Origin of the sequence: Adhaeribacter soli (assembly GCF_008727925.1) — a bacterium.
Taxonomy (GTDB): domain Bacteria; phylum Bacteroidota; class Bacteroidia; order Cytophagales; family Hymenobacteraceae; genus Adhaeribacter_A; species Adhaeribacter_A soli.
Map to the genome: position 1 here is coordinate 41,635 of NZ_VTWT01000009.1, position 21,020 is coordinate 62,654.

Below are 21,020 nucleotides of genomic sequence, written 5' to 3' on the forward strand. Positions count from 1 at the left end.
TATGAATAATAAAAAAGCTGCCTATTTGGCAGCTTTTTTTGTTTTAAATGGTAGGGTTTTGGGTTGGAAAAGTCAGGTTTTGTAAGGAGTTCTCGTCTAATGGATTTTTATATTTAGTTTCCATTCTTTTATTCCCATTAAGTTTAAAATAAGTATTCCGCTAATTCGATACAATAAGATATTTGCTTGTCTAAGTTGTTCGGGGTTTATTTGGTCAATGCTACCATGCGTAATGTTGTTCCGAAGCTTTTTCAAATCGTCAATTTTTACAGGAAACGTTTTGGTATCTAAGTTTTGGCTTTCCAAAAACGAAACCAATTGATTCTTCATTGGTTTATTTTGTAAAAATGTTTGTACGCTGTGCCAACGCTTTTTAAAATCTTCGTGTTCTTTCTTGTCTATTGTTTCCAATAGTTTTTCCAGTGCTTCATTTTGTTTTGCTTTTGTTTGTTTCTTATCGAGGGCAGACGTAAATCTTACGTTGTCTTGTTTTTGTTTGTCACAAGTTTCAATGATGTTGTAGCGAATTAAAAACGTAGAATAACTATCAACTAAAAGCGATTGATTAAACAAAGCAATTGCCTTTGAAAGTATCGCAAAATTTTTTACAGTCTCTTTTTGCCAACTTGCTTGCAGGAACTTATTGAAATTCCAATAGATTTCAAAACCCCAAAGATTTCCGCTCGTGTCAAGGAAATTTTTCTGCTCAATGTTTTTTATCGTAATTGTATTTTCGGGCAAATGTATTCTGCTAAGAATGTAATCAATCTTAATGTGGTGATAAAATGAAGCCAACTTTAAAACTACATCACCATAAAAAACAGCTTCTTTTTCTGTAATTCCTTTTTTGTATTTGAATTGAATTTTGGGCTCTTTCGTAACTGTGGCAACTCTTTCTTTGCGATTGTCTTTTGCAACAAAATTAAATTCTGGACGAAAAGATGACTTTCCTAGTTTGTAAAACATAGTAGAGCTTTTCATTCTTCCAATGTCAAATTTGCCATCATTCCTTAAAAAGGATGTTGGAGACAAAAATGAATAAAAAGGCTCAACAACTCTAAAACCTTTGTCAGCAAAGTAAAATTCGGCTGTATGGTTTTCGCCTTCAACAGGATCCCAATAAAACTTTACAGTGTCAATTTTTATTTTAATGTATCTTTTTCTGTCTTCGTAATACCCAGAACTATCTGTACAACTAAGTAGTTTTGCTTCCGATAAATCAACTCTTTGTAAGCGTTCGTTTTTGTAGTTTTTCGTCACTTCTACTTTTAAGAATGAACCGAATTTTTTCCAATCAACTTTGCTTGCCCAATCCATCAACTTTTCGCCGAAATAGGTCTTGTCATCAAAGAAAATTCTAAGTTCAATTTTATTTTTCTTTGTGTACAAATGAGCGTGGTGAACCTTACTAACTTCAGTCCCTCTTTTTATAGAGTATAGATTAAAATCAATATTTAAAAATTCAATATCTAAACAATGGTAATTACTCATACAAGATCAACCTTATCTATTTTCGTCTAAAGTTATAATAATCTTTATCCTGGGCAGCTTATTTTCAGTTTTGTGAAGGGTTAGCGAAGCTTTCTAATGATAACAGAAGCTCAATAATTTCCCAAAACGCTACCCAATTCCCCCTAAAAACCCCTGCCCCTGAAAAAACAGCCTTAAAAAATAGTATTGCCGCCGGACTTTAATAAATTTGAGGTCGAATTAAGCAATCAGATTTTACCATGCCACATACCGTTACCGGATCCAAAGTAGAAATTTTAGAGAAAAAGAATGCCGAAGCCCTCTTGGGCGGCGGCGAAGACCGTATTGCTGCTCAGCACAAAAAAGGCAAACTAACGGCCCGCGAACGCATTAACCTGCTGATGGACGAAAACTCTTTCGAAGAGATCGGCAAGTTTGTAATGCACCGCTCCAAAGATTTCGGCCTCGATAAGGAATACTATTTAGGCGATGGCGTGGTAACCGGCTACGGTACCGTAAACGGCCGTTTGGTATACGTTTTCTCACAGGATTTCACCGTTTTCGGCGGTTCGCTTTCTGAAACCCACGCGGAAAAGATCGTGAAGATCATGGACCTGGCGATGAAAAACGGTGCACCAGTAATTGGTCTGAACGACTCCGGCGGAGCCCGTATCCAGGAAGGCGTAGTTTCACTGGGCGGTTATGCCGATATTTTCTATAAGAACACCTTAGCTTCCGGCGTTATTCCGCAACTTTCGGCTATTATGGGTCCTTGCGCGGGTGGTGCGGTTTATTCCCCGGCCATTACCGACTTTATTCTGATGGTTGAGAATACGTCGTACATGTTCGTAACGGGACCAAACGTAGTAAAAACCGTAACCCACGAAAACGTAACTTCCGAAGAACTTGGCGGCGCGAGCACGCACAGCGCGAAAAGCGGCGTAACGCATTTCTCCTGTGCCAACGAAGTAGAGTGCATCAACAACATCAAAGCTTTGCTGAGCTACATGCCGCAGAACTGCGAAGATACCGCGCCGATGCTGCCTTACGAAGCCCAGGAAGACGAAAGCCGTCCGGCGCTTGACAACATCATCCCGGAAAACGCGAACCAGCCGTACGACATGCGCGAAGTAATTGAAGGCATTATCGATGCGGATTCGTTCATGGAAGTGCACAAAAATTTTGGCGAGAACATTGTAGTTGGTTTTGCAAGACTTGCCGGCCGCAGCATTGGCATTGTGGGTAACCAGCCAGCCGTTCTGGCCGGCGTTCTGGACATCAACGCCAGCACTAAAGCTGCCCGCTTCGTCCGTTTCTGCGATTGCTTCAACATTCCGCTTTTAGTTTTAGAGGACGTACCAGGCTTCCTGCCGGGCACCGACCAGGAATGGCGCGGCATTATTACGAACGGCGCAAAACTGCTGTATGCCTTCTCCGAAGCTACCGTTCCACGCATTACCGTAATTACCCGCAAAGCCTACGGCGGCGCTTACGACGTAATGAACTCCAAGCACATCGGCGCGGACATGAACTACGCCTGGCCTTCAGCCGAAATTGCAGTAATGGGCGCTAAAGGTGCAGCCGAAATTATTTTCAAACGCGAAATTGCCGCTGCTGCCGATCCGGAAGCGAAGCTGGCCGAAAAAGTGGCTGAGTACCAGGAGAAATTTGCCACGCCTTACCGGGCAGCGCACCGCGGCTTCATCGATGAGGTAATCATGCCTTCCGAAACCCGCACCAAACTGATCAAGGCCTTCAAGATGCTGGAAAACAAAGTAGACAAACTGCCGCGTAAAAAGCACGGGAACATTCCGTTGTAATTTCTTTTCAATAAAGTTATAAAAGGCTTCGGAAGGTTACTTCTGAAGCCTCCTTTTTTTATGGCACCATCCCGGATCTATTCACTTGACTACCTGCGGGGATTAACCGCGTTCGGCATCATGTTCTTCCATTTCACCTCCTGGACCCTCGGCAGCTATTCGGCGGAAGATTTTCCGGGACGGATCGGCTTGTACGGGGTGTCGGTTTTTTACGTACTCAGCGGTCTTACCCTTTTCCTGATCTATTACGAAAATCTGAAACCAACCTGGCGCTCGCTTACCACCTTTGCCATAAAACGCACCTTCCGGATCTTTCCTTTGCTATGGCTCACGGTAGGTTTAACCTTGCTGCTTAATCCGAAACTGTTCGATCCGCGTTTGCTTTTCCTGAGTTTGACCGGGCTTTTTGGGTTTCTGGAGCCATCGAAAGGATTAGGAACGGGTGTATGGTCTATTGGGAACGAATTGGTTTTTTATGCTTTTTTCCCATTCCTGCTGCTGCTGGCCCGGTATAACCGGCTCTTATTCCTGCTGATCTCGGGATTTCTAATGGCTATCTGTGTTTATTTTGCCTTCTTTGTTCTCCGGGCAAACGAACCGCTGGGGCCGCAATGGCCCGATTATGTAAATCCACTGAATCAACTAATTTTATTTGTTGGCGGCCTGGTGCTGGGTAGCTTCACGGTAAACGGAAACTTCGGAAAACCAAATGCGGTAATAGCGACAATCGTTATTGCTGCCGCCCTCCTTTTATTCATTTTTTACCCGGCAGCCGGCGACCGCATTGTGCTCGTATCGGGCTGGAACAGAATAATTTTCCTGGCTCTATCGTTTACCATTTGTGCAACCGTTTACCTGGCCAATTACCAGCTACCGTATTTCCTGCACAAGCCTTTGGCATTTACCGGCGAAATTTCGTACAGTTTATACCTGCTTCACCCTATTGTTTATACCATAGTATTTGGGGCAAACAAAATTCTTAAACTTGGCGTATCTCCTGTCTGCCTTCTGCTCCTGGCCTTTATTGGGGCTTTTGCAGTCAGTTTTCTGGTTTTCCGTTATTTCGAAACCCCAATGATAAATGCTGGCAAAGCGCTCTCGGCAAAGTTACCGGCAGCCACTTCCGTCTAAAAAACGGATTGAATTTTCTTTTTTATAACCTTTGTTCTTCCTAAATTCAAGCCCCATTCACCCCAATTGATATGAGAAAAGAATCTTTCGAATTTTTAGAGAAATATTTAAATAACGCCTCTCCTACCGGTTTCGAAGCGGAAGGTCAGAAACTGTGGCTCGAATACCTTAAACCATACATCGACGAATATTTTGTAGACACCTACGGCACCGTGGTTGGGGTAATTAACCCGGAAGCAGAATACAAAGTGGTAATAGAAGCGCACGCCGACGAGATTTCGTGGTTTGTGAATTACATTACCGACCAGGGCTACATTTACGTGCGCCGCAACGGCGGTTCCGATGCCCTGATCGCCCCAAGCATGCGCGTAAACTTCCACACGCGCAAAGGTTTGGTAAAAGGCGTTTTCGGCTGGCCCGCCATTCACGTGCGCAAAGTGGAAAACGACAAAGCCCCTACCATTGAAAACATCTTCATCGATTGCGGTGCCAGCTCCAAAGCCGAAGTAGAAGAAATGGGCATCCATGTGGGCACGGTAGTTACTTTCACCGACGAAATGATGGTGATGAACGATAAGTATTACGTGGGCCGCGCCCTGGACAACCGCATCGGTGGTTTCATGATTGCCGAAGTTGCCAGAATGCTACATGAAAACAAGAAAAAACTACCCTTCGGTCTTTACATCGTGAACGCTGTTCAGGAAGAAATCGGTTTGCGCGGCGCGGAAATGATCGCCCACCGCATTAAGCCGGACGTAGCCATCATTACCGACGTTTGCCACGACACGCAAAGCCCTATGTACGAGAAAAAGACCAACGGCGACCAGCATTGCGGCAAAGGCCCTGTTTTAACCTACGGCCCGGCCGTGCAAAACAACCTGCTGCAAATGATCATTGATACGGCTCAGAAAAAGGAAATCCCGTTCCAAAGAGCTGCCGCTACCCGCGCCACCGGCACCGATACCGATGCTTTCGCTTATTCTTCTGAAGGTGTTGCTTCCGCTTTAATTTCCCTTCCGCTGAAGTACATGCATACTACCGTAGAAACGGTGCATAAAGAAGACGTGCAAAACGTAATTAAGCTGATGTACGAGTTCGTGATTCAGCTGGAAGCCGGCCACGATTTCCGGTATCTGAAGTAACCCCACCCAACCCTCCCCTAATTCAGGGGAGGGCTTTTTTTATTGCATTCTCTTGGCTTTCAACCGTCATCTCGACGTCAGGAGAGATCCCCTGAATAAAGTAGTGAAGCCAGAATAAAAGGTAATACCAACTTGATGAGATCTCTCACTCCGTTCGAGATGACAAGCATTGGGAAAGAAACATTCGTCTAAATTTGTAGCATAGTCTTTCCCTTGGTCTGTGAGGCACAAACCAGAGCATCACTGTTCGTTTTACATGGTATAGTTTTACCAACAAAACTCCATACCGGAAAATCGTAGATCGTAAATCCAAAATCGTAAATCAAAACCTAGTGCCTCACTTCACAGACCAGCTTCAAAACAGTATCTTTTTACCGGAAAAACCCAGACGGATCGTTTCGCTCGTGCCTTCGCAAACGGAACTGCTTTTTGATCTGGGGCTGGAAGAGGAAGTGGTGGGCATTACCAAATTCTGCATTCATCCGGCCGAAAAAGTAAAAACCAAAACGAAGATCGGCGGCACCAAGAATTTCAACTTCGAAGCAATCGATGCGCTGCAGCCTGATCTAATCATTGGCAACAAAGAAGAAAACTACCAGGAAGGCATAGAAAAACTGGCTCAAAAGTACCCGGTCTGGATGAGCGATATTTTCACCCTGGAAGATGCGCTGGATATGATCCGGAAAGTGGGTGAACTCACCGGAATGGCTCAAAATGCTTTAGAAATTGTCGGGAAAATTGCAGCCAGATTTGCCAGTCTGTTGAAGCCTGAATCGGAGCTTACTGCAGCCTATTTCATCTGGAAAAATCCGTATATGGTCGTTGGCAACAACACCTTTATCGATGATATGCTTCAGCGTTGCGGTTTCCGGAATGTGTTTGAAAACGAAACGCGGTATCCGGAAATCAGTATCGAAATGCTGCAAAAAAGTAAACCGGAAGTAATTTTGCTTTCTTCCGAACCCTACCCTTTCAAAGAAAAACACCTGCAGGAATTTCAGGAAATGCTGCCTGAAGCAAAGATCATGATCGCGGACGGGGAAATGTTCAGCTGGTACGGCAGCCGCTTATTGCAAGCTCCCGCGTATCTTCAGAAATTACTTTCCGAAATCTGAATAAAGCTTTGCAGGTCTTTGTCTCTCTTAAATGCAAGGCCATATCATTCTTAAGTGCTGGTTCAAGTTTAAGCGAAGCGGGAACTTGGACCTACAAATGATCTGAAGTTTTCAACTTCAGTGAGGCAACAGCCTCAGAAATGGCTTCCGAAAATAATTTGAACTAAATAGTATCCCGTCAGAATTAAAATATACAGAATGAAACACCTCTTGAGGGTAGAGTCGTTTCACTCCCAAAACTCTCCCCTTGAGGACAAGCCCCAACGGGAGTTTTGAGCTTGCGAGCATAGCTCACAGAGAGGTGTTAATTACCGGTTGCTCCTTGCAGAGACAGTACCATTTGAGGCTACCCCCTCACTGAAGTTATAAACTTCAGATTATTGATAGGTCCAAGTTCCCGCTTCGCTCAAACTTGAACCAGTATTTCTTGAAATGAAATAGCCCTATCTCCAAAGAAAACTTTCTTCCAGCTAAACTTCCGCTATCACAAATCCAACCTTCCTAAGTTCCTTCCAAAACTTCGGATAAGATTTTCGCACTACTTCCGGATCTTCAATTTCAATTTCCTGAAGCAAAGCCAGCGGCGCAAAAGCCATTGCCATCCGGTGATCGTGATAAGTTTTGATCTGATTTTTTGAATTTGAAAGAGGATGGGATTCGAACCCTTCACCCTTAAAATTGCTAGCGTTTTTCACTAAAAAAGCACCGGGCTTGATTTCCGTTAAAGCCACGCCGAATTTTGTAAGTTCCGTTTGCAAAGCCGCAATACGGTCAGTTTCCTTAATCCGCAAACTCTCCAGGCCGGTCATTTCAAGTTCCACGTTTTTAGTGGCTGCCAGCACGGCAAAGGTTTGCGCCAGATCCGGAATATCGGAAAAATCTATAGCCGTTTTTTCTTCCGGTTCAGCAGTTTTCGTAAGCAGCGCGCCTTCCGGCAGAAAGGTGGTTTTTACGCCGAACCTTTTCATTAATTCTGCTACTCTGCTATCACCTTGCAGGGAATTTCCCTTTAAGCCTAAGAGCAAAATTTCAGCCTCTTTGGCAAAGGCCGCAATGCTGTACCAGTAACTCGCCGCCGACCAGTCTGCTTCCACTGCAAATGCGCCACCTGCATAATTCTGCTTCTCCACTTCGATGCGCTTTCCGGCAAAAGCAGCTTTCACACCAAACTCCCGCATCAAAGCCAGAGTCATTTCGATGTAAGGCCGGGAAGCAATTTTTCCTTCCAGCTCCAATTCTAACCCGGCGGGAAGCGCCGGAGCGCAAAGCAGCAAGGCCGAAATATACTGGCTACTCACATCGCCGAGAAGTTTTACCTTTGCCTTACCGGAAAACCTTGGCTTGAAGCTTAGAATTTCCAACGGTGGGAAGCCTTCTTTATCCAGGTAATTAATTTCAGCACCTAACTCCCGCAAGGCTTCCACCAGAATACCAATTGGCCGCTGGCACATGCGTTCGGTTCCGGTTAAAATTTTGGATTGGTTTGTCAGACTGAAATAGGCCGTAAGAAAACGCATTACCGTACCGGCATCTTCGGCATTAATTTTCTTTTCCGGAGCATGTAGCAGGCGTTGCAGCAAAACGGTATCGTTGGCATCGGAAAGGTTATGCAGCGTGATTTTTTTCTGGCTTAATGCCTGAATTAAAAGGGCGCGGTTGCTTTCACTTTTGGAGGCCGGAAGCTGTACCTTGCCGCGCAAAATGCCGGTCGGGTGATAAAGTTTGATACCGTTTGCGCTCATACGATCTGGTAATATTGCAGCGAACGCTCCACTTCCGCTACCGTAACGGGCTGGTCGTAAACGGCCTTGCCGATGCCTTCCAGCAACACGCAATTGATAACCGCATTCCGGTTTTTCTTGTCTTGCTGCAGGTACGGCAAAATACCAGCAATATCTTCTGGCTTAAGCTTCACCTTCTCATAAACCATAGCCATAAACGTTTCAATCCGGCTTAGTTCGGCTTGGCTCAGCAAACCTTTTTGCTCGGACAAATAACTTTCGCAAACCAGACCCACTGCAATGGCTTCACCGTGCAGGAGCTCCCGCCCCAGTTGCGTTAGAAAATAACTTTCCACCGCGTGGCCTACCGTATGCCCGAAATTCAAAATTTTGCGCACTCCTTTTTCCAGCGGATCAGCTTTTACTATTTTGCTTTTTACTTCTACCGATTCCGGAATCAGTTTCTGCCAGTCGGCAGCCAAAAAACCGACCAGGCGCTGGGTTTCAAAAGCCGCGGCATCGGCAATGAGCCAATGTTTAATTACTTCCGCGTACCCCGATTTTATTTGTCGTGCCGGTAGCGTTTCCAAAAATAACGAATGAATGAAAACAGCCCTAGGTTCCTGAAAAACGCCTAACTGGTTCTTGAAACCCAGAAAATCGATCCCGGTTTTGCCGCCTACGCTCGCATCTACCATCGCCAGTAACGTAGTGGGCACATTCACAAACGTAATTCCTCGTTTATAAAGGGCCGCACAAAAACCGCCCATATCTCCGATTACGCCCCCTCCCAAATTTACTACTACGCCCCAACGGTCGAAAGCCTTTTCGGTCAGGAATTGCCAGATGGTTTCGGAAGTACCTAAGGTTTTATTTGCTTCGCCGGAAGGAATTTGCAGCAAATGGTGCTCCGGTAAAGCCTTTTTTAGAATCGGATAGCAATCGCGCCGGGTATTTTCATCTACCAGAATTAATATTTGGCTGAAAGCTCTGCTCCGTAAAAATTCCTGAAGTTCAGGTAAAGCTTCCGGACTGAAGAAAATGTTTTCCATAAGGCCGAAATTACGAAAATTGTCAGAATCAGGGTTTATGGGCAGCTCTCCACCTTTTCAATGTAGTTAACTTTCTGCCAGAATTCCGTTGACTGAAGTCAACGGCAATGGATAGTTTATAGTAGTACAGGTAGATAAGCAGCTTAAGTTTAGAATTGCCAATGTAAAAACAACTCCTACTCCAAATCAATTTTTATCTATTGCCGTTGACTTCAGTCAACGGATTTAAGCCGCCGCTCTCCTACCAGAATTTACTTCCGCAAATATGCGCTGCAGCTGCATAAAATGCCGTTGCTGGTGCAGGACCATGAACAGCAGCGTTTCCCCGATATTCATTTTCAGTAGGCGGAAGAACTCCACCGGAACGGCTCTTTTAGCTAAATTGACTTTTGCAGCGTTCTTTAATAGCGTTAATAACTCCTGCTGGTTTTTCAGAAACTCATCCACTACCAAAGTTTGTAAAACCGAACCTTGCGGATTCATTTTCTTCAGGGTTTTCTGCTTTTGGGTATTCTTCGGAGAGATCATTTCTACCGACTTTTTCCCGAGCCAGGTAAGCGTAATTTCCGGAGCAGGATTTACCGTTAAGTTGTTGGCAATGGCTTTTGCAAGGGCAGGATTGTAGTAAGCGGAATAGCGGTTCAGGTGCTCCAGACATTCCAGTAAACTCCAGCCGCCGTTGGCCGGACGCTGGTTCAGTTTTTCGGCGGGCAGCTTTTTTACTTCGTCTTTTACAAACTGCACAAGGCTTTGTACTTCCCGGGTTAATTGCTCTAAAGTTGGATTCATAACGCTTCTTTTTTTAACAAAGGTACAGCAGCCCGTGGCCGCAAAACCTTGACGGGAATCAAGATTTTTGCAAAATAATCCGACAGCTGCAGCCGATGGCAGTACATTCCGGTAAACGGGAAAACTACTTCTCTAATTTAGCTACGGAAGTGGCTTTCAGGCGGCTCAGCGTTTCGGGCTCCATTTTCAGGTAAGAGGCCACGTACCGTTGGGGTATTAATTGCAATAACTTCGGACTACGTTTTAATAACCGTTCGTAGCGTTCCTGGTTCGAAGCAAGATGCAATTCTACTTCCCGCTCCATCATGCCCAAAAGCGCGGCTTGCGTAAGCTGGTACCACACATCTTTGAATTTCGGCAGCGTTTCCAGCAGGTTTTTCCAGTCGGAATAATTCAGGGAAAGGAGCTCGGTTTTCTTGATGGCCTGCACGTAAAACTCCGATGGCTTGCCGGTAATAAAGGAAGGATAGGCAATTAAAATGGTACCGGGATAACCAAAACCTACACAAATTTCCTTGCCTTTGTCGAGGTAATGAATGGTTTGGGTGCCTTCCAGTACAAAATGTACCTGGGTTTCCACTTCGCCGGCCCGTACCATGAATTCGCCCCGGTTAAAGGTTTGCCGCCGGTTCCAGACGCTGGTAATTTGTTCCAGTTCGGAAGCGGTGAATGGGGCGAGGTTGGAGAGGAAATTGATTAAGGGTTCCAAAAATAAGATGGATTGGAGGTTTTTCTACTAAATTGGATTGGTAAGATATATCTTACTTTTACTCTTTTCCCATTTTGAATCCCGGGATTAAACTTTAATAAATTAGCTAATCTCAGAGCTTCTTTATCAGCATAGGTATTTAATCCTTTTAAAATTACTGGTTCTTTTACTTTTCCATTCTCATCTACAATAAATTGAATAATTACAGTACCTTGATAAGTAAGAAGAATTTGAGAGTAATTAATTTTCTGGTCAAAAAAAATTTTCAAACCTGTAGCGCCACCTTCTTTAAATTCAGGCATTGTTTCCACAAAATCATAAACCTTTTCCGAATTAAAATTATTTTCAGATGATTTTTTAATAACTGGTGTTACAAAACCTAATAATGCAGGCGGCTGATTGGATTTGCAGGAATTATTAGGTGGCTTGCTAGTTATCGATTTGTTTGTCTGGGCATCAGCCTCTTTGCTCAAAAAGCTTAACCCTAACAGCACAAATACCGAACTAAAAACCCGCCTGAATGAAAATCTGTTCTGCACCGGCTGCTCCAACTGATATTCATAAAACCTGCCGCAAACTTTCCCCTCCTGCTTTGCCAATATTTCCCGAATTTCAGCATCCGTTTTTTGGGTAAAATCTACTACTGTTTTCTGACAGCTGCCACAAAACCTCCCTTGCGCACACGGCGACATTTTATTCCAATCCTTCGGACAATTGAAGGAAAGGCTGGGCTTTAGAAAATTTTCGGAATGGTTTGCCATCAATCACCACTTTAAACGCTACCCAAATTAAGCAAAAAACCCGAAACTAACACAACTCTTCGCGGTTGCTATGTAAAGCCCGACTGTTTATTCCGCTATACCTTTTCGCCCGAAAACCGTAGCCTTCTGGAACACAAATCAGGCGGTAGCAAATTACTGAATGGAAACGCAAAACTGGCATAATTTAACCCCCGAAGAAACTTTAAAGGAACTTGCCACCTCCCCGGCCGGGCTGTCGGAAGCGGAAGTTGAAGCGCGGCTGGAAAAGTACGGACCAAACGAACTGCAGGAGAAAAAAGGTAAAAGTCCCTTGAAAATGCTCTGGGAACAGTTCACAGAAACCATGGTACTAATCCTGCTGGTGGCGGCAATTATTTCCGGCTTTTTAGGCAAAGAGGTAGAAACCATTGCTATTCTGGCCATTGTGGTACTGTTTGCGGTACTGGGTTTTGTTCAGGAGTTCCGGGCTGAAAAAGCCATGGCCGCGCTCAAAAGAATGGCGGTTCCTACCGTAAGGGTGCGGCGAGAAAACCAAGTCCAGGATATTTCAGCTACCAAACTGGTGCCCGGCGATATTCTGCTGCTTGAAACCGGCAACATTGTTCCGGCCGATATCCGGCTGCTGGAAGCCGCCAATCTCCGGTTAATGGAAGCCGCCCTAACCGGAGAAGCGGAAGCCGTAGAAAAAAGCACCGAACCGCTCGACAAAGCCGACCTGCCTATTGGCGACCGCGTGAACATGGCGTATTTCGGCACGAACGTAACCTATGGCCGCGGCACCGGCATTGTAACGGGTACGGGCATGAACACCGAACTCGGCAAAATTGCCACCCTGCTGCAGGAAGTAAAGAACCTGGAAACCCCGTTGCAGAAACGGCTCGACAAACTGGGGGAAATGCTGGCTTTGCTGGGGGTTGCGGCCGCGGCGCTTATGCTCATTATCGGGGTTGTGCTCGGCGAACCGCTCGATGAAATGTTCCTGACGGCCGTTAGCTTAGCGGTAGCCGTGGTGCCCGAAGGCCTGCCCGCGGTAGTAACCATTACCCTGGCCATCGGGTCGCAACGCATGCTGAAGCGCCACGCGCTCATCCGCAAACTGCCGGCTGTAGAAACGCTGGGCTCCGTAACCGTGATCTGCTCCGATAAAACCGGTACCCTCACCGAAAACAAAATGACGGCGGTGGTACTGCAACTGGCCGAACAACGCATCGAATTAAGAGAACCTGATTTCTCCCCTTCTTCGGATAAATATTACAAAATGGCTCTGAGCATTGCGGCCACCTGCAACGATGCCACCTTGCAAAAACAGGGCGACGAATATACTGCCCTCGGCGACCCTACGGAAGGGGCTTTGGTAATTGCGGCGGCCCAGGCCGGTTTGCAGAACCTGGAAGAAACCTTCCCCCGGGTAGATGAATATCCTTTCGATTCGGACCGCAAACGCATGACTACCGTGCACCGGGTCCAGGAAAATGCCGCCTCCCCGATCCCGCCCTCTTTTTCCGACACCGATTTTCTGGCTTTTACCAAAGGTTCGGTAGACGGTTTGCTGAAGATTTGCAACCAGATCCGGGTGCAGGAGGAAACCGAGCCACTTACCCCGGAATGGCTGCAGCGGATGCAGGAAGCCAATAATCTGCTGGCCCGGGAAGGCGTGCGAGTATTGGGGCTGGCTTATAAAATGCTACCGGAATTGCCCCGAAACCCCGAAGCAGAACTGGAACAGGAATTGACCTTTGTAGGCATGGTGGGTATGATCGATCCGCCGCGCGCCGCTGTGAAACCGGCCGTTGCAGAATGCCGCGAAGCCGGGATCCGCCCAGTTATGATCACCGGCGACCACCCGCTAACGGCAACCGCCATTGCTGCCGACCTCGGTTTTCCAGACACCGGAGATGCCCTGACCGGCGAAATGCTATTGCCGCTTTCGGACGAGGAACTGCAGGAAAAAGTAAAGCACGTTTCGGTTTTTGCGCGGGTTTCGCCGGAAGATAAATTACGCATCATTACCGCGCTGCAGAATAACGGGGAAATCGTATCCATGACCGGCGACGGCGTGAACGATGCCCCCGCCCTGAAAAAAGCCAACATCGGGGTAGCCATGGGCATAACCGGCACCGACGTAGCCAAAGAAGCTTCGGACATGGTTTTGCTCGACGATAATTTTGCCACCATTGTAGCTTCCGTAGAAGAAGGCCGCGTTATTTACGACAATCTGGTACGCTTCATCCGGTTCTCGCTCGGCGGTAATTTAGGCAAAGTTCTGGTGATGTTGCTCGCTCCATTTATAGGTATTCACATTGCCCTGCAGCCACTGCAGTTACTCTGGCTAAACTTACTTACCGACGGTTTAATGGGTTTGGGATTAGGCGTGGAACCGGTGGAAGCCACCACCATGCAAAAACCGCCGCGCCACCCCGAACAACCGATCCTGTACGGCAAAGATTTGACGTATGTGCTTTGGTTTGGCTTACTCATCGGTATGATAAGCTTAGGCATTGGTTACCTGTATTTTGATCCGGAGAATCATTCGGACACTACCTGGCAGACCATGATCTTCGCTACCATTGCTTTTACCCAGGTTGGAAATGCCTTTGGCTTACGGGCAGAAGGATATTCCTCTTTTTCCTATAAAAGCAATCCGCTGTTCATCTGGCTATCGCTGGTTACGGTGGGACTGCAATTACTGGTTATTTACCTGCCAGTTCTGAGAAATATATTTGGTTTAACGGCACTTTCTCCCCAGGATCTGGCCATCGCTTTTTCTATGGGCATCGTTACGTTTTTGGCAGCCAGATTGGAGAAATGGCGGCGGAAAAAGCAGCTGGTAAAGCATTGAAAGTTTTATCGATTGGGTTTAGATTAAAGTGGAAGGTTGCTGGGGTTTAGTAGTTTTTCTGTTTTAATAGCTACTGTTATTCATAGTAGGGCTCTGCCTTAAATTATGAAGCTGAAGTTAATTGAAAGGTTACTTCTTTGTTGTTTTCGGCCCCGAAGTATTCGGCATTTTTTACTTGAGACAGAACCACCCCTGCCCCTCCTTGAAAAGGAGGGGAGCTCCTCAAAGCCTCGTCACTGCAAAACCAGTGACAGTCCATACTATCTAGTTTTTAATTACTTATCGTGCTATTCTTGGCCCTTTGTAAGTAGCCAGAGAACCAATTTCCAATAATTCTGAAAATTCTTTAATTCTGTAAATTCTGATCCTGATTCAGACTATAGTCCTGAAAATCCTTAAATCCCGAAAATCCTGATTCTGATTAATCCCGCTCCATAATTTCCGTTTGCTTCCGGATCGATTCCAGGTGAATGAGTTTATACAGTTCTTCTACAAAGTCGGGGTTAATGCCCATTCTGGCGGCCCATTCCGGACGGGTTTTGAAAATTTCGTTCCAGCGGTCCATTTGCAGGATAGTTACGTTGTTCTGTCTTTTGTATTCGCCGATCTTTTCTACTAAAGCCATGCGGCGGGCCAGCATTTCAAGAATATCGCGGTCGGCGGCGTCTATTTTGGCGCGCAATTCTTCGGCACAATTCAGGAATTCCGGGTTCGGGCTTTGAGCAGTGCGCACTTTCAGGCTTGCCAGCATGTCGGCGAAAGCCGCCGGGGTAAGTTGTTGCTCGGCATCGCTTAACGCTACTGCCGGATTTGGGTGCACTTCTACCATCAGGCCGTCGTAATCCAGGTCGAGGGCTTGCTGGGTAAGGGGCAGAATCAGGTCGCGGCGGCCGCCGATGTGGCTGGGATCTACAATTAAAGGCAGGTTTTTATAGCGTGTTTTCAGTTCGATCGGAATCTGCCAGAGGGGTGCGTTGCGGTAGCGGTTTTCGCCTAAAACCGAAAAGCCGCGGTGAATGGCTGCCAGACTCCGGATGCCCATGTTGTAGAACCGTTCCAACGCGCCGGCCCATAAGGCCAGGTCCGGGTTTACCGGGTTTTTCACCATTACCGGAATATCCACGCCTCGTAACGCTTCAGCCAGTTCCTGTACCACAAAAGGGTTTACTGTTGTGCGGGCTCCGATCCAAATCACATCCATGTCGTAGCGCAAAGCCAATTCAATGTGCTGGGGCGTAGCCACTTCCACCGAAACCGGCAACCCCGTTTCCGCTTGCACCCGGTTCAGCCATTGCAAACCAATTTCGCCAATGCCTTCGAAGGTGCCCGGCTTGGAACGCGGTTTCCAGATGCCGGCCCGGAACAGGTCGATGCCGGAATTTTTGAGCGCCAGAGCCGTTTCGAGCACCTGGCCTTCGGATTCGGCGCTGCAGGGTCCGGAAATGAGCAGGGGTTTGTGGTGGCTCAGGAGCCGGGAAAAATAATTCTGTTCAGGATTCAGTTCCATAAAATGCGTGTACTAAGGCAAGGTTGCGCGGGTTTTCGGGCTCCAAAAGGTAGCGTTTCACCCAAAGCTTTCTTTTACAGCTTTATAACGAAAAATATCTTCCTTTTTTGCTATTACTTTCGGTGAGAGTCGCCCGGAAATAGAACACATTCACCTGCTTTTTGCGTAACTTTGCATTACAAAATTACCTGATTAAATGAATCCGAGTCAAAAAGTTTCCTTCGACGATACCGCCGTAGCTTTTGCTTCCCGTTCCAATACCGAATTGCAGAAAATGTACTGGCTTTTCGCTACCATGAACAACAACTTCCTGGTAAAAACGGGCGGCCCGTTGCTGGAAACGGCTTTTAAACTGCACCTCCCGGTGAAGTTCCTGGTAAAGCCTACCATTTTTCAGCAGTTCTGTGGCGGCGAAACCATTTCTGAGTGCACTCCTACCATCAACAAACTGGCCGAATCTAATATCGGTACCATTCTCGACTATTCGGTGGAAGGCGAAGGCGATGAAAAAAGCTTCGACCATACCATGCACGAAATAATTGCGACCATCGAGAAAGCAGCCGGCAACAAAGCCATTCCTTTTTCAGTGTTTAAAGTTACCGGGGTAATCGATACCGGTTTGCTGGAAAAAGTTCAGGATGGCAAAGCCTTAACCGCTGAGGAGCAAAGCGCTTTTGAACGGGGCCGCCAGCGCGTAAACGCGATCTGTGGCCGGGCCTTTGAGAAGAACGTGCGGATCTTTATCGATGCCGAAGAAAGCTGGATCCAGGAAACAATAGACCAGCTGACTTACGAAATGATGGCTAAATACAACCAGCAGAAAGCCATTGTTTACAATACCTACCAGCTTTACCGCCACGACCGCCTCGATGTAATTAAGCGCGATTATGAAAATGCGCTGAAAGGCGGTTATTACCTGGGCGGAAAACTGGTTCGGGGCGCGTACATGGAAAAAGAACGCCGGATCGCGGCCGAAAAAGGCCTTCCCAGCCCGATAAACCCTACCAAAGAAGCTTCCGATAATCTGTATGACGAAGCCCTGAAGTTTTGCGTGGAACATATCAACCGGATTGCCATTTGCGCCGGCACGCACAACGAAGCCAGTTCGCAATACCTTATTGAACTGATGAAGCAGCACAACCTTAAACCGAATGATGAGCGGGTTTACTTTGCCCAGCTTTTAGGCATGAGCGATAACTTATCGTACAACCTGGCGCATGCCGGTTACAACGTAGCCAAGTACGTGCCTTATGGCCCGGTAGAAGCCGTAATGCCTTATTTGTTGCGCCGTGCCAACGAAAACACCGCCATTGCCGGCCAAAGCTCCCGCGAGTTCAACCTGATTAAGAAAGAATTGGTACGCCGGAAAAACGGCAAACACTAAAAACAGCCTCCCTTGCAAGTCAGTAACTGCCGTTTTTTAGAAAGCAGTTTCTGACCTTAAAAATAACTATTCCCTGAAAGCCGTTGCCGGATATTAAGACATCCGGCAACGGCTTTTACTTTTTCTGCCAATTTTATACCGTTCCGTAACCAATTGCCTGACCTGTCGTTTAATGATACTCGGAACCAGGGCCTTACAGGTTTTGCGTTTCGCTAAAATAATATTCATTTAAACTTAAAACTTAATACGCTATGGAAAATACCACAGATAATACTCGTGGCAGAATGATGACCGGGATGTTCAGAGACCGTACCAGCGCTGAGCGTGCTTACAACTCGTTGAGCTCCCGCGGCTATACCAAAGACGACGTAAATATTATTATGTCGGACGATACGCGTAAAAGACATTTCGCTAATACAACCACCGAAACAGAGCTTGGCAATAAAGCGCTGGAAGGCGCCGGTGCCGGTTCGGCCATTGGCGGTACGTTAGGTGCCATTGTAGGTGCTTTGGCAGCCTTGGGTACTTCGGTAGCATTGCCGGGCTTAGGCCTGATAGTGGCAGGTCCGCTGGCAGCAGGTCTGGCTGGCGCCGGAGCCGGTGGGTTAACCGGTGGTTTGCTGGGTGCCCTGGTGGGTTCCGGTATTCCGGAAGAACGCGCTAAAGTATACGAAAGCGGTGTAAAAGAAGGCGGCATTGTAATGGGCGTAACCCCACGCAACGAAGAAGATGCCCGCTATTTCGAAACCGAATGGCGCAACAGCAACGGTGAACACATCTATCGTTAAGATAAATCTTTTCTTTTTTTCATTGTAGTTTTAAAAGCCCCGTTTATATAGCGGGGCTTTTTTATTTTCCAGGAATTTTTGGTGTTAAGTGGCAGGACCATAGCCGTCAAGCTAAGGAAAAGTGAGGTCATTCTGAGCTTGTCGAAGAAACTAATGGTTACTGCTATGGCATTTGAGCGTAGCAAAAAATGCCTTTCGTTAGGGTTCGGTATGCGATAGTTCCCTCAACTTCGTTCGGGATGACCTAATAATTTAGCTTAGCTTGACGGCTATGGTGGCAGGATTAAATTAACCGCTTAACCTGAAAAGAAATCAACTTGTTTCATACGGTGAATTGTATTTTATTATATATTTCAGGTCTTGATTCCAATATCCGGATGCACAGGTCTCTTTACTTATTTCCGGCAGGCACAGCATTTTTTGCAGATAACTTTTGTTAGTCTAAAAATTGCGCAACAACCGGTTTCGGCCGGCAAATTGTTCAAAAACAAACGGTAGCATTCCGTTCTTTTGCGTAAGTAACAAAAGCAGCTCCATAAAAAAGAGGCATTACTTTTGTATATATTTGCAACATACTTTAACAGCGATTATGCTTAAAATAAAATCGAAATCAATTTTCATTACTGCCATTTTTGCGGTGGTAATGCTTTTTGCCTGCTATACTTCCCATTCCGGGGAAAGAAATAAAGGAAACTCGCCCCAGGGGAAAAATGAGATCCTCCTCCGGGTACTGATGCAGGGCCTGAATACGGCGCACTTCCAGCCGGAAAAACTCGACGACGCTTTCTCCAAAAAGGTTTATAACCTTTATTTGAAGCGCCTCGATTTCAACAAAAAATTCTTATTGCAGTCGGATATCGACCAGCTTCAGAAATACCAGAACCAGATAGACGAACAGGTGCAGAATGGCTCATACGAGTTCCTGAACGCCAGCACGAAGATCTTTGCGGCGCGTTCTAAAGAAGGCCAGGACATGTACAAGGAAATTCTGGCCAAGCCTTTCGACATGGAACAGGAAGAATCTACGGAGCTGGACCCTGAAAAACTGAAATTTCCCCAGGACAAAGCCGCACAGAAAGAAGCCTGGCGCAAATACCTGAAATATCAGACCTTGGTGCAGATGGCCGAGCTGATCGATATGCAGGATAAAGCCCTCGAGAAAAAAGACAATAAAACGGTAACCAAAAGCACCACCGACCTAGAAGCAGAAGCCCGTAAAAAGGTGCTGAAAACCTATGACGATATGTTCCGCCGGATGAGCCAGATAAGCCGGGAAGACAGTGTTTCGGCTTACATAAACGCCATTGCCAACTCCTTCGACCCGCATACCGAATATTTCCCGCCAAAAGACAAAGCGAACTTCGACATACAGATGACCGGCCGCCTGGAAGGTATTGGCGCTACGCTGAGCGAACGCGACGGCCAGATAAAAGTGGCTGAAATTGTGCCGGGATCTGCTTCTTACCGCCAGGGAGAACTGAAAGCCGGCGACGTGATCATGAAAGTGGCCCAGGGCAAGGAAGAACCGGTTAGCATTGAAGGCATGCGCTTGGACAATGCCGTATCGCTGGTGCGGGGCAAGAAAGGCACCGAAGTGCGCCTGACGGTAAAAAAACCGGACGGTTCCATTAAAGTTATCCCGATTATCCGCGACATTGTAATTATTGAGGAAACCTATGCGCAATCTGCCTTAATTAATTCCGAAAAACCGGTTGGTTACATTAAACTTCCGGGTTTCTACGCCGATTTCGACAACAAAGGCGGCCGTAACAGCGCTGACGATGTGCGGAAGGAAGTTGAAAAACTGAAGCAGCAAAACATTCAGGGCCTGATCCTGGATTTACGCAACAATGGCGGCGGCTCTTTGCAGGATGCCGTTACCATGGCCGGTCTGTTTATTGAAAGAGGCCCGGTGGTGCAGGTAGAAACCAGCGGCGCGCAACCAACCATCCTGGAAGACCGCGACCCACAGGTGCAGTTCAACGGCCCGTTGGTAATTATGGTAAACCAGTTCAGTGCTTCGGCTTCGGAAATTCTGGCAGCAGCCGTGCAGGATTATAAGCGCGGCGTGATTGTGGGTAGCGCCAGCACCTTTGGCAAAGGCACCGTGCAACAGGTATTTAACCTCGACAACGTATTGCCAAGCGAATTCAACTCCCTGAAGCCTTTTGGTTCCCTGAAACTGACAACCCAGAAATTTTACCGGGTAAATGGCGGCGCTACCCAGCTACGCGGTGTGGCCCCGGACATTCTGCTGCCGGATCTGTACAGTTTCGTGGAGCAGGGCGAAAAAGATCAGGATTACCCGCTGCCTTGGGATGAAATTAAACCGGCCCGTTACCAGCCCTGGCCGAAGCAGCCGAATATCGGCAAGTTAAAATCGAATTCTGCTTCCAGGGTGGCTGCCAATCCTAACTTTAAAATGGTTACGGAGCTGGCCCAGAAAATGAAAAAGCAATCGGAAAACACCAGCCGTTCGCTTAAAATGAGCACCTTCTTGGCAGAAAACAAACGCTCGAAAGCAGATGCCAAACGCTACGAAGAACTGGAAAAAGGCAGCACGCCAATGGATATCCGGTCGCTGAAAGTAGACCTGGACAAACTGGGTGCTGACACCACTAAGCAGAACATTGCGAATAACTTCATTAAAAACCTGAAAAAGGACATTTATCTGACCGAAGCCACCAATATTATTAAAGACCAGTGGCAGGTTAAGTAATTCGCAAATTAGAGCTTAAAACCTATTTTCGTTAAAAGTAAAAACCCCGGCAAAATTGCCGGGTTTTTTACTT

The 21,020-nt window shown here is 46.7% G+C and carries 15 protein-coding genes; 8 read left to right on the forward strand and 7 right to left on the reverse strand.

What is annotated here, in order from left to right; translation table 11 throughout:
- Positions 1-96: 96 nt before the first annotated feature.
- Positions 97-1,491 (reverse strand): hypothetical protein, encoded by a 1,395-nt coding sequence (locus F0P94_RS15485; RefSeq protein ID WP_150904822.1) that lies wholly within the window; start codon positions 1,489-1,491, stop codon positions 97-99.
- A gap of 239 nt (positions 1,492-1,730) precedes the next feature.
- Between F0P94_RS15485 and F0P94_RS15490 the strand changes: the two genes are divergently transcribed.
- The 4 genes from F0P94_RS15490 to F0P94_RS15505 all read left to right on the forward strand — a co-directional run bounded on the left by F0P94_RS15490 (position 1,731) and on the right by F0P94_RS15505 (position 6,678).
- Positions 1,731-3,290 carry an acyl-CoA carboxylase subunit beta gene (locus F0P94_RS15490; RefSeq protein ID WP_150904823.1) on the forward strand — a complete coding sequence of 520 codons (1,560 nt, stop codon included), beginning with the start codon at positions 1,731-1,733 and terminating at the stop codon, positions 3,288-3,290.
- 60 nt (positions 3,291-3,350) lie between these two features.
- Complete coding sequence (locus F0P94_RS15495) at positions 3,351-4,421, forward strand: acyltransferase family protein (protein ID WP_150904824.1); 1,071 nt, start codon at positions 3,351-3,353, stop codon at positions 4,419-4,421.
- Between the two features lie 71 nt (positions 4,422-4,492).
- Complete coding sequence (locus F0P94_RS15500; RefSeq protein WP_150904825.1) at positions 4,493-5,563, forward strand: M42 family metallopeptidase; 1,071 nt, start codon at positions 4,493-4,495, stop codon at positions 5,561-5,563.
- Between the two features lie 332 nt (positions 5,564-5,895).
- On the forward strand, positions 5,896-6,678 hold the full coding sequence (locus tag F0P94_RS15505; protein WP_150904826.1) for an ABC transporter substrate-binding protein: 783 nt from the start codon (positions 5,896-5,898) through the stop codon (positions 6,676-6,678).
- A gap of 470 nt (positions 6,679-7,148) precedes the next feature.
- On the opposite strand, the gene F0P94_RS15510 is transcribed toward F0P94_RS15505, so the two are convergent.
- The 5 genes from F0P94_RS15510 to F0P94_RS15530 form a co-directional block, all read right to left on the reverse strand.
- Positions 7,149-8,420, reverse strand: coding sequence for a 3-phosphoshikimate 1-carboxyvinyltransferase (locus F0P94_RS15510; RefSeq protein ID WP_150904827.1), 1,272 nt, complete (start codon positions 8,418-8,420; stop codon positions 7,149-7,151).
- Positions 8,417-9,451, reverse strand: coding sequence for a 3-dehydroquinate synthase (gene aroB, locus F0P94_RS15515; protein ID WP_150904828.1), 1,035 nt, complete (start codon positions 9,449-9,451; stop codon positions 8,417-8,419). The genes F0P94_RS15510 and aroB overlap by 4 nt, the downstream gene beginning before the upstream one ends.
- Before the next feature lie 225 nt (positions 9,452-9,676).
- Positions 9,677-10,240, reverse strand: a complete 564-nt coding sequence (locus F0P94_RS15520) for a DinB family protein (protein WP_150904829.1) — start codon at positions 10,238-10,240, stop codon at positions 9,677-9,679.
- Between the two features lie 124 nt (positions 10,241-10,364).
- Positions 10,365-10,949 carry a Crp/Fnr family transcriptional regulator gene (locus F0P94_RS15525; protein WP_150904830.1) on the reverse strand — a complete coding sequence of 195 codons (585 nt, stop codon included), beginning with the start codon at positions 10,947-10,949 and terminating at the stop codon, positions 10,365-10,367.
- Positions 10,937-11,710, reverse strand: coding sequence for an energy transducer TonB (locus F0P94_RS15530; protein WP_150904831.1), 774 nt, complete (start codon positions 11,708-11,710; stop codon positions 10,937-10,939). The genes F0P94_RS15525 and F0P94_RS15530 overlap by 13 nt, the downstream gene beginning before the upstream one ends.
- 160 nt (positions 11,711-11,870) lie before the next feature.
- Here F0P94_RS15530 and F0P94_RS15535 point away from each other — a divergent pair, with 160 nt between their 5' ends.
- Entirely contained in the window at positions 11,871-14,549 is a 2,679-nt protein-coding gene (locus F0P94_RS15535) for a cation-translocating P-type ATPase (protein WP_150904832.1), read from the forward strand.
- A 421-nt stretch (positions 14,550-14,970) separates the two neighbouring features.
- On the opposite strand, the gene F0P94_RS15540 is transcribed toward F0P94_RS15535, so the two are convergent.
- A complete protein-coding gene (locus F0P94_RS15540; RefSeq protein WP_150904833.1) occupies positions 14,971-16,056 on the reverse strand; it encodes a bifunctional 3-deoxy-7-phosphoheptulonate synthase/chorismate mutase type II in 1,086 nt (361 codons plus the stop codon).
- 196 nt (positions 16,057-16,252) lie between these two features.
- On the opposite strand from F0P94_RS15540, the gene F0P94_RS15545 reads away from it, so the two are divergent.
- The 3 genes from F0P94_RS15545 to F0P94_RS15555 all read left to right on the forward strand — a co-directional run bounded on the left by F0P94_RS15545 (position 16,253) and on the right by F0P94_RS15555 (position 20,947).
- Positions 16,253-17,440, forward strand: coding sequence for a proline dehydrogenase family protein (locus tag F0P94_RS15545; RefSeq protein WP_150904834.1), 1,188 nt, complete (start codon positions 16,253-16,255; stop codon positions 17,438-17,440).
- Between the two features lie 251 nt (positions 17,441-17,691).
- A complete protein-coding gene (locus tag F0P94_RS15550; protein ID WP_150904835.1) occupies positions 17,692-18,228 on the forward strand; it encodes a hypothetical protein in 537 nt (178 codons plus the stop codon).
- Between the two features lie 589 nt (positions 18,229-18,817).
- A complete protein-coding gene (locus F0P94_RS15555) occupies positions 18,818-20,947 on the forward strand; it encodes a carboxy terminal-processing peptidase (RefSeq protein ID WP_150904836.1) in 2,130 nt (709 codons plus the stop codon).
- Positions 20,948-21,020 lie beyond the last annotated feature (73 nt).

Bases quoted from the DNA above. Each gene is read 5' to 3' on its own strand.
- F0P94_RS15485 (WP_150904822.1), bottom strand. From the start codon at position 1,491: ATGAGTAATTACCATTGTTTAGATATTGAATTTTTAAATATTGATTTT.
- F0P94_RS15490 (WP_150904823.1), top strand. From the start codon at position 1,731: ATGCCACATACCGTTACCGGATCCAAAGTAGAAATTTTAGAGAAAAAG.
- F0P94_RS15495 (WP_150904824.1), top strand. From the start codon at position 3,351: ATGGCACCATCCCGGATCTATTCACTTGACTACCTGCGGGGATTAACC.
- F0P94_RS15500 (WP_150904825.1), top strand. From the start codon at position 4,493: ATGAGAAAAGAATCTTTCGAATTTTTAGAGAAATATTTAAATAACGCC.
- F0P94_RS15510 (WP_150904827.1), bottom strand. From the start codon at position 8,420: ATGAGCGCAAACGGTATCAAACTTTATCACCCGACCGGCATTTTGCGC.
- aroB (WP_150904828.1), bottom strand. From the start codon at position 9,451: ATGGAAAACATTTTCTTCAGTCCGGAAGCTTTACCTGAACTTCAGGAA.
- F0P94_RS15520 (WP_150904829.1), bottom strand. From the start codon at position 10,240: ATGAATCCAACTTTAGAGCAATTAACCCGGGAAGTACAAAGCCTTGTG.
- F0P94_RS15530 (WP_150904831.1), bottom strand. From the start codon at position 11,710: ATGGCAAACCATTCCGAAAATTTTCTAAAGCCCAGCCTTTCCTTCAAT.
- F0P94_RS15535 (WP_150904832.1), top strand. From the start codon at position 11,871: ATGGAAACGCAAAACTGGCATAATTTAACCCCCGAAGAAACTTTAAAG.
- F0P94_RS15540 (WP_150904833.1), bottom strand. From the start codon at position 16,056: ATGGAACTGAATCCTGAACAGAATTATTTTTCCCGGCTCCTGAGCCAC.
- F0P94_RS15545 (WP_150904834.1), top strand. From the start codon at position 16,253: ATGAATCCGAGTCAAAAAGTTTCCTTCGACGATACCGCCGTAGCTTTT.
- F0P94_RS15550 (WP_150904835.1), top strand. From the start codon at position 17,692: ATGGAAAATACCACAGATAATACTCGTGGCAGAATGATGACCGGGATG.
- F0P94_RS15555 (WP_150904836.1), top strand. From the start codon at position 18,818: ATGCTTAAAATAAAATCGAAATCAATTTTCATTACTGCCATTTTTGCG.